Origin of the sequence: Lacticaseibacillus pantheris DSM 15945 = JCM 12539 = NBRC 106106, assembly GCF_001311175.1 — a bacterium.
GTDB classification, from domain to species: Bacteria; Bacillota; Bacilli; order Lactobacillales; family Lactobacillaceae; genus Lacticaseibacillus; species Lacticaseibacillus pantheris.
Genome location: NZ_BBAI01000063.1, coordinates 1 through 7,289 on the forward strand (window position 1 = coordinate 1; position 7,289 = coordinate 7,289).

4 protein-coding genes and 3 pseudogenes are annotated in these 7,289 nt (G+C 54.7%); 2 read left to right on the forward strand and 5 right to left on the reverse strand.

The features are described from left to right. Positions 1–69: 69 nt before the first annotated feature. From JCM12539_RS12100 to JCM12539_RS12110, 3 genes and pseudogenes are all read right to left on the reverse strand, one after another. Positions 70–393, reverse strand: coding sequence for a PTS lactose/cellobiose transporter subunit IIA (locus JCM12539_RS12100; RefSeq protein WP_054651766.1), 324 nt, complete (start codon positions 391–393; stop codon positions 70–72). 30 nt (positions 394–423) lie between these two features. After that, a pseudogene (locus tag JCM12539_RS12105) lies at positions 424–1,730 on the reverse strand (DEAD/DEAH box helicase). 105 nt (positions 1,731–1,835) lie between these two features. Next, entirely contained in the window at positions 1,836–2,822 is a 987-nt protein-coding gene (locus tag JCM12539_RS12110) for a Gfo/Idh/MocA family protein (protein WP_054651768.1), read from the reverse strand. Between the two features lie 229 nt (positions 2,823–3,051). On the opposite strand from JCM12539_RS12110, the gene JCM12539_RS12115 reads away from it, so the two are divergent. Together JCM12539_RS12115 and JCM12539_RS12120 are read left to right on the forward strand one after the other, a co-directional pair. Next, the gene (locus JCM12539_RS12115) at positions 3,052–3,423 is read left to right on the forward strand and encodes a DUF4828 domain-containing protein (protein ID WP_054651770.1); all 372 of its coding nucleotides are present in this window, start codon (positions 3,052–3,054) and stop codon (positions 3,421–3,423) included. Positions 3,424–3,677: 254 nt separating this feature from the next. Beyond that, complete coding sequence (locus JCM12539_RS12120; RefSeq protein WP_054651772.1) at positions 3,678–4,199, forward strand: ClbS/DfsB family four-helix bundle protein; 522 nt, start codon at positions 3,678–3,680, stop codon at positions 4,197–4,199. A 65-nt stretch (positions 4,200–4,264) separates the two neighbouring features. Here the strand turns inward: JCM12539_RS12120 and JCM12539_RS15380 are convergent. After that, positions 4,265–5,229 (reverse strand): annotated as a pseudogene (locus JCM12539_RS15380) (YihY/virulence factor BrkB family protein). Positions 5,230–5,605: 376 nt separating this feature from the next. Continuing rightward, positions 5,606–6,957 (reverse strand): annotated as a pseudogene (locus tag JCM12539_RS12130) (threonine/serine exporter family protein). Between the last annotated feature and the right edge of the window lie 332 nt (positions 6,958–7,289).

The following is a 7,289-nucleotide window of genomic DNA, read 5'->3' on the forward strand; positions in this document are numbered from 1 at the left end:
CTGCGGCGCTCACCGTGGAGCGGTCCACCAAGTCGTAGCACGCTACGGCACCCCCACTTGCCAACATTTTTAGATATTTGCGTCGGCTAGCCTTTGGTACACCGCCTGAAACTCCGTCGCCACCGCCTGCATCGTCGCCGCGTTCGTTAAGTAACTCTCCGCATGTACCAACAGCAACTTCACCTGCGGCAGCTCACCGCGCGCTTCCAGCGTTAACAGGTGGGTATGCGCGTCCTGCGCCTGCTGCACGTACTGCCCCACCAACGCCAACCGCTGATCCGCCTGCGCAAACTTACCCGCGCGACTTGACGCCATCGCTGCCATTGCCGCGTCCCGCGCGTTAGTCGCCGCACTAATCAACGTCATCATCTCATCCGTATCAGATACCGTCATCAGCAATACCTCCATACCCTGGTATGCGCCCTACTTCTTGGGCTTGCCCTTATTCTTCCGGTTACGTGCGCGGTTCTTTTTGTGCGCCTTCTTCTGCGGCGCCACCGTACCGGTCACCGCGTCCTGCAAACGGGGCTGTTTACCAGCCTCGCCAGCGGTCGCCCGAACGCGAGTATTAGCCTGCTCTTTGGGTTGCCGCTTCTTAGCACGGAGCTGCTCATCCGCCTCACTCACCGGCCGCTCGGTAGTCAGACCGTGGTTGCCACGTACGCGCGTTCAACCGCATATTGTGGCACCAACTTTTTCAGGTCCCGGAAATCATGGTCATCACCCATCGTAATCACCGTACCCGGATTACCCATCCGTCCTGTCCGTCCGGCCCGGTGAATGTACGCCGTGGCCGTCCGGGGCACCTCAAAGTTGATAACTGCCGGCAGCTTGATTAGGTCCAACCCGCGACCAGCCAAATCAGTCGCCAATAGCAACTTAATTTTGCCTTTGCGGAACCCCACCATGGCCTGCTTGCGCTCCTGCGCCCGGGCATTACGCGACAGCACGGCAAACTTAATCCGCTGGTGACGCAAAATACCGGCCGCGCGTTCCATGCTGGCGTTCTTATTGAAGAAAACAAGTGCCTGGAAGCCCTCCGTGTGCGCCAAACGGCCCAACCACGCCACCTGGTGTTCCCGGCCACCACGCAAGAAGTAATGGTGGACCTCACCCTGGGTATGGTCCACCGCACGCACATCGACCACTTCCGGCTCAACGCCAAACCACTTGTGCAACTCGTGGAGCACCGGACCATCAGTGGCGGAGAAAAAGGCCAGTTGCAGTTCACCTGGAGCGTGTTGTAGCAAGTCGCGCACCTGACCCAAGCCAGGATCGCGCAGTAATTCGTCCGCTTCATCCACCACCATGGTCTCCAAATTATGCAACTTGGCCACCCCGTCGTCGGCGAGCTCTAGCAACCGCCCAACGGTGGCCACCACAACCTCTGGGTGCTTCTTGAGCTGTTCCTTTTGCCGGGCCACGTTCGCGCTACCCGTAATGGCGGTCACATGCACTCCGATTACCTGAGCATAGGGCTGCAATACGTCCCGCGTCTGCACGGCAAGCTCCTGCGACGGTGACAGAATAATAATTTGGATGCCATCCCCCGGTACAACTTTTTCCAGGAGTGGTAACCCAAAGGCCAGCGTCTTACCCGACCCCGTGGGTGCTAAACCCACGACGTCACGGTCCGCTCGTAACGGCTCCGCGACCGCTGCTTGAATGGGCGTTTCTGCTTTGAATCCCGCCTTAGCCCACAATGATTGAAATGGTGTTGCTACTGTCATTAAATGCCGCTCCTTATACGTAACGCACGCGACCCGACGGATACATCCCGCCCGGCCGCGTGCGCCCAGTTCCGTGTTACTCATCGTTCTTATTCTAACAGATAATTACCGTTCATCGCCGGGAAATTTAATCCCCGCCGCAACGCGCATGTTGGTAATCACCTGGTGGACCTGCCGCGAAAGCTGCAACTGCCGTGCGCAGGCCTCGTGATCACCGCCCTCAATCGTGTCGCCGAAGAACGCCGCTTCCGGCGCCATGGGGTTGTCCTCCTGTGGACCGGCCAATTGCTGCGTACCGTCCGGCGTCGTGAAGTCCATCTGCGTGATGCTCTCCGGTGCGTCCAGGCGGAGCGTGTCCTTACCAAAGTAGATTTCGGACGGCAGGTAGCTTTGCGTGGTCTTGCCGCAAATCATGTTCACGTCAAAGTCACCGTAGCTAAAGTGCATCACGCCGGTGCCATCAACGCCACTTTGCAGCATTGTCGGCTGGTAAGTCGCATGCTGTGGCACACCAAACCACCCAATCGCGGCGTAGACCAAATAGACACCCAGGTCCATCATGGCGCCACCCGCAAACTTAGTGGTAAAGACGTTGGGCTCACGGCCGGCCAGGTAGGCATCGTACCGTGAGGAATACTTCATGTACACGAGCGTCGCGCCGGTCACCTGGTGGTCGGCGATGAAATCACGCACGCGGTGGAAGTTCTCTTCGTAGACGTGGCGCGCGGCTTCAAAGACAAAGACGTCGGGATGGGCCGCCATGGCCGCATCCAACGCGGCGAAGTCGGCCACATTTGCAACCATCGGCTTCTCCACGATGACGTGCTTACCCGCATTAACGGCCGCCAACGTTTGTGCCGCGTGCAGGCTGTTGGGACTAGCAATGTACACCACGTCAAAGTATGAGCTGTTCAAAAACGCTGTCAGGTCATCAAACAACGCCACCTCATCATCATAATTAGTCGCAAACTCCTGGGCCTTGTCCAGGTGTCGAGAATACACAGCCGTCAGTTCAAACCGCCCGGTACCCTGAGCGGCGTCGATGAACTGCTTAGTAATCCAATTGGTACCGATGATACCTAAACGTAACATGCAGCTTCCCCCTTTGGGTGCAATAGTTGTTGTAAACGCATTACTTTCTTCTCTATTGTAACAGTTTACACGCCCCACCTAACAGGCCTAAACAAACAAAGACGCCATTTCCATATCGCCGCTTTCATTCGCAAAGTGACCGTACACAAATCTGACAAAAATATTTAATCAAATTGACCCCGCAAGTAATGTGCTTGGTGCTATGATAATTACGAAGGAGGTGTAATTCATGGTCAATCTTTGGCGATCACTACGCTCAATCAATAACCGACGTAATCACCACGTGAACGATAACGACAGTAACCCAGCATTGGCGCTGGCCCAGATATATGAAGGTAGCTTTGATTTTATCGACAGTGCCACGAATCGCCGCCACCGGCTGACCGTGAACGCAAACCTCGATATTATGATCGACAACAAGCAATTACCCGGCCAGATTGTCGGTGTTACCCGCGACGCTTTGACCTTCATCGACCACTTTGGTTACCACCTCATCGTTCGGTGCACGGGGGGAATCCCGGAAACCATTTATGATGAGGCCGAGGATGAAACCTACGCCATTATTTATCCCGAGGCCGAGGATGAAGCGACGGATGATTAGCATCAATATAACAAACGCGACGCCCCGCCACAGTCACGGTGGGGCGTTTTGCGTACGCTACGAGTCGTGATGCCGCCCCAAAAAGAATAACGGTAGCGGTCACCTCCTAATCGCCTTTACGCATAGATAACGAAGGTGTCACAGCTATAAATAACGCGTCGCATTTTTAAACCGCTTGCAAAGAATTTCCAAAAGATTCATTATATAGGTGGCAGAATCTACTAATATGTGTCTTTGATGGAGGAGGAGCAGCAATGGCAAAACCTGAATCAAGAAAAGAACTATTGGTTGCAGCGCGCACGGAATACGATAAGGTATGGAGCTTAATTAACTCATTACCCGATCAAGGTGAGTCGGGTAACTTTGACTTTCAGATTCCAGAACAAAACGTTCGTGACGTTCTGGTTCACCTAGCAACGTGGCAACAAATGTACCTGAAATGGAGTAGCGCTAATTTGGAGGGACACCACGTACGGTTTCTCCCGCGCCCATACACGTGGCAGGATTACGCAGCACTGAATAAGCACATCCTTGCTGAGCACCAGGACGTTAGCCTAACTGACGCCAAGACCGCCTTTGAGGAATCACATGCGGCCATTATCCACCAGGTGGAAGACCTGATTAACGAACAATTGTTTATCAAGGGTTTCTACAAGTGGACGGGTTCAACTGACCTGGGCGCTTATGCAACGGCGATTACGTACGGCAACTACGTGTGGGCCGTTAAGATTTTACGCAAGTTTAAGCGTGAAGCACGAGCAACAACCCGGGCATAGACCCCACTCACGTCAATAGGGTAGCATCAGCACAATTATCTGCGTGCTGGTGCTACCCTATTGTTTTATTTAAGCTCATGACGGTCATGACCCACCAAGTCATACACTTTGCCCCGAGCATGCCGTGGCCGACCCAGATAATACTCCCCCACCATCGCGTTGATCAACGCACCAATAATGAGTAGCATGGCCGATAAATCCAACCACAACATGAGCACCATCACCGTGCCGATAGTTCCGTACGAGCTGTAGCGGGTACCAAAGTAGCGCATGTACAAGGTGAATAACTGCGAGACGGCCAGCAACGTGACCACTGAAAATAAGGCACCCGGTAACACGTACCGTAGCTTGGTTTTCACGTTCGGCAACGCATAATCCACGATGATAATCACGGTGACCACCGCCACTAGCGTCACGGGCCATCGCCAATCATTGAAGGTTTGGAGCCAGGTATCGTCCAGCCCAATTACCGGCACTAACCACTCCAGGAACTGACTACCAAAGGTAAATGACAGCAGGACTGCACCCATGACCAGGACCAGCGCCAGCAATAGCAACATCGACACGAGTCGCTTAATGATGAAGTTTTGCGCGGCTTCACGCCGTACACGCGGTTGTACCCGTTCTTAAGTTCGGTAATCCCCAGGCTGGCAGTCCACAGTGTGGCCACCGCCCCGATGGATAAAACCCCGCCACTCGTACTGGTCAGTAACCCCTTGATGATGGGATTCAGCCAGGTCATGATGCGTGACGGAATTACCTGCGCGAGGTACTGCGAGATGTTGCTATAGCTCAGCCCAAAGACGGGCAGCAGGTTCCCCACGGTAATCAGGAGTGGGAACAGGCTCAACACGGTGTAGTAGGTCACCGACGCGGCCCGCGTTCCAATCTCGGCGTCGCTATAACGGCGCCAGGCACGCAGCAAAGTCGCCCCCAGCTTTGCCCGCCGTGGAACCGCGACCCGCGCTAACGGCTGGTTCGTTTCCCGCAGCCGCTGCTGGTCCGCCGCGGAGATACCAATTTTACGGATCGCCGTCGTCCGCGAATCGCGATTTAATCGCCACCGCCGTGATTTAGTCATCGTGCCCACTCCCTTCGCAATTTCTTAATAATTTAATTATAGCAAAGCGCAACGGGCAAGCGGCACCTAACCTTGTGGATAAAGCAAAACGCACGGGGCCTGGTCATAATTAGCGGCTTCGTCAAAGCAATGAGCATCAACGCCAGCCGGCCTCTGACCAATCAGAGTTAAGGTGCGAAGCCGGCCTACAAACGTGGACCACCATGCAGCTCCCTGTGCCTAACCCAATAAAGCCGATATTCCTAAGTTCGGAAATATCGGCTTTATTACATTAGTGCTCGGGAGCTAACCGCATTGTGGCCCACTCTCATGTGTCATTAACTGTCTAATTACAGTGCCGCCACTCATTATCGGTTAAAATCCGCGCCGCCGCTAATCCCAACGGTAATGCGACGACCATCAGGGCGGCTTTGATCAACCAGGAACCACCCACCGCAAAGTTGTTGAGGCCCAGGTTGTACACTGCCCGGTACATGTACAGTCCTGGCACCATAATCACGATTGACGGGACCGTCAGTGAGATTCGGGGATAGCCCATTTGCTGCCGAATAAGTGATGCCAGCAATCCTGCCACCAACGCCCCAATGAACGCCGCCGCAGCTGCTGGTACCTGTGCATCGCTCAGTTCCAACCGCAACGTATTCGCCACCGCGCCAATACAACCGGCTACTGCCGCCATTTTAACGGGGCTGTTGAACATAATGGAGAAACCGAACACCCCGCAGAAGCTCGCCACCAAGCGCAAAGCCATCAGCTACCCGCACCGAGGTTAAGGGCAATAAAGTTCGCTGGCTGAAAGTGCACCAGCATGGCCACCACCCAGCCAGTTAGGGTCGCCACCACAATCACGTTGATGGCGTATGTCATCCGCTCCAATCCCGAACGCATATCCAGCTTGGCGATGTCCAGCCCACTGGTAATGAACGGGAAGCCGGGAATTACGAACAACATGGCCCCAATGTAGCCCGCCTCATGTGCCGGCGCAACGTGTAGCCCTAGACGTAGGACGCTAAACAGCAATAGGTATGATACACAAGCTGCTGCCACGCTGACCGCGGTACTAGCCGTATAGGTGATGCTATGTTCGCCCATGATGCGCCGCAGGTAGTTCCCGACGCCGGCCCCTAAAAAGCAGCACAACATTTCGATCGGACCGCCGCCGAGCAGAAAGACGAACGCGCTACAAGCCAAAGCTGAGGCCAGTCCCACCTGCCAGGCGTTAAAGTTACCTGGTTTTTGCTGAATCTTATCCAACTGGAGGTGAATCTCGTGGGCCGTCATTTCCAGACAGTTGTCCTCAAAGTCAGCCACAAACCGAGCGATAACGGTCAACTTGTCGGTGTTGACCCCACTTTTAGGTAGCGACATGGTCTGGGAATAGTGACGGCCGGATTCGAAACATGTGTACTGAATGGAGACGAGCCCCACATCGGCGGCACAAGTTAATCCGAGGTGGCGCGCAATCGTGTTCATAGCTTCCCGCACACGCCAGGCTCCGGTACCACAGGACAGCATGATAATGCCCACCCGCCCAACGATGCTGGAGCGTTCGGTAAGACTACTTTGCGTCACCGGTGCCTGTGGGTTAACTACAAAGCTATGCCAGGGAATCGACATGTGGTGTTGCTGGGAAAGTGGCGCGTGATAATGTAACTCATCACCATTAGAGTGGTCCATGGTAACCTCCGAATGAAAACTGCAGCGTGAAAATATCAATTACTATTTAAGTTACCACTAATCACACTCGTTGTGAAAGCAACTTTGGGATGGTGGACGGCTGTGCTGGCAAAGTGGCGGCGGGGTTGCGGCTTACGTGCTGCGCTGTGGGTTGCTACGGTAGTGGTCGACGGCAGCGTTGGTCGGACCGGTGAGCTGCGGCTTTCGTGGGGTACTCCATGATAACCACTGCTAGGGCGAAACCTCCAACTCACCAAGACCGGGTGAGTTTCCGGTGCGATTCTGAACCTGCCCGGAAAAACCACCGGTCAGTTTCAGAAGTCGTCGCGTTC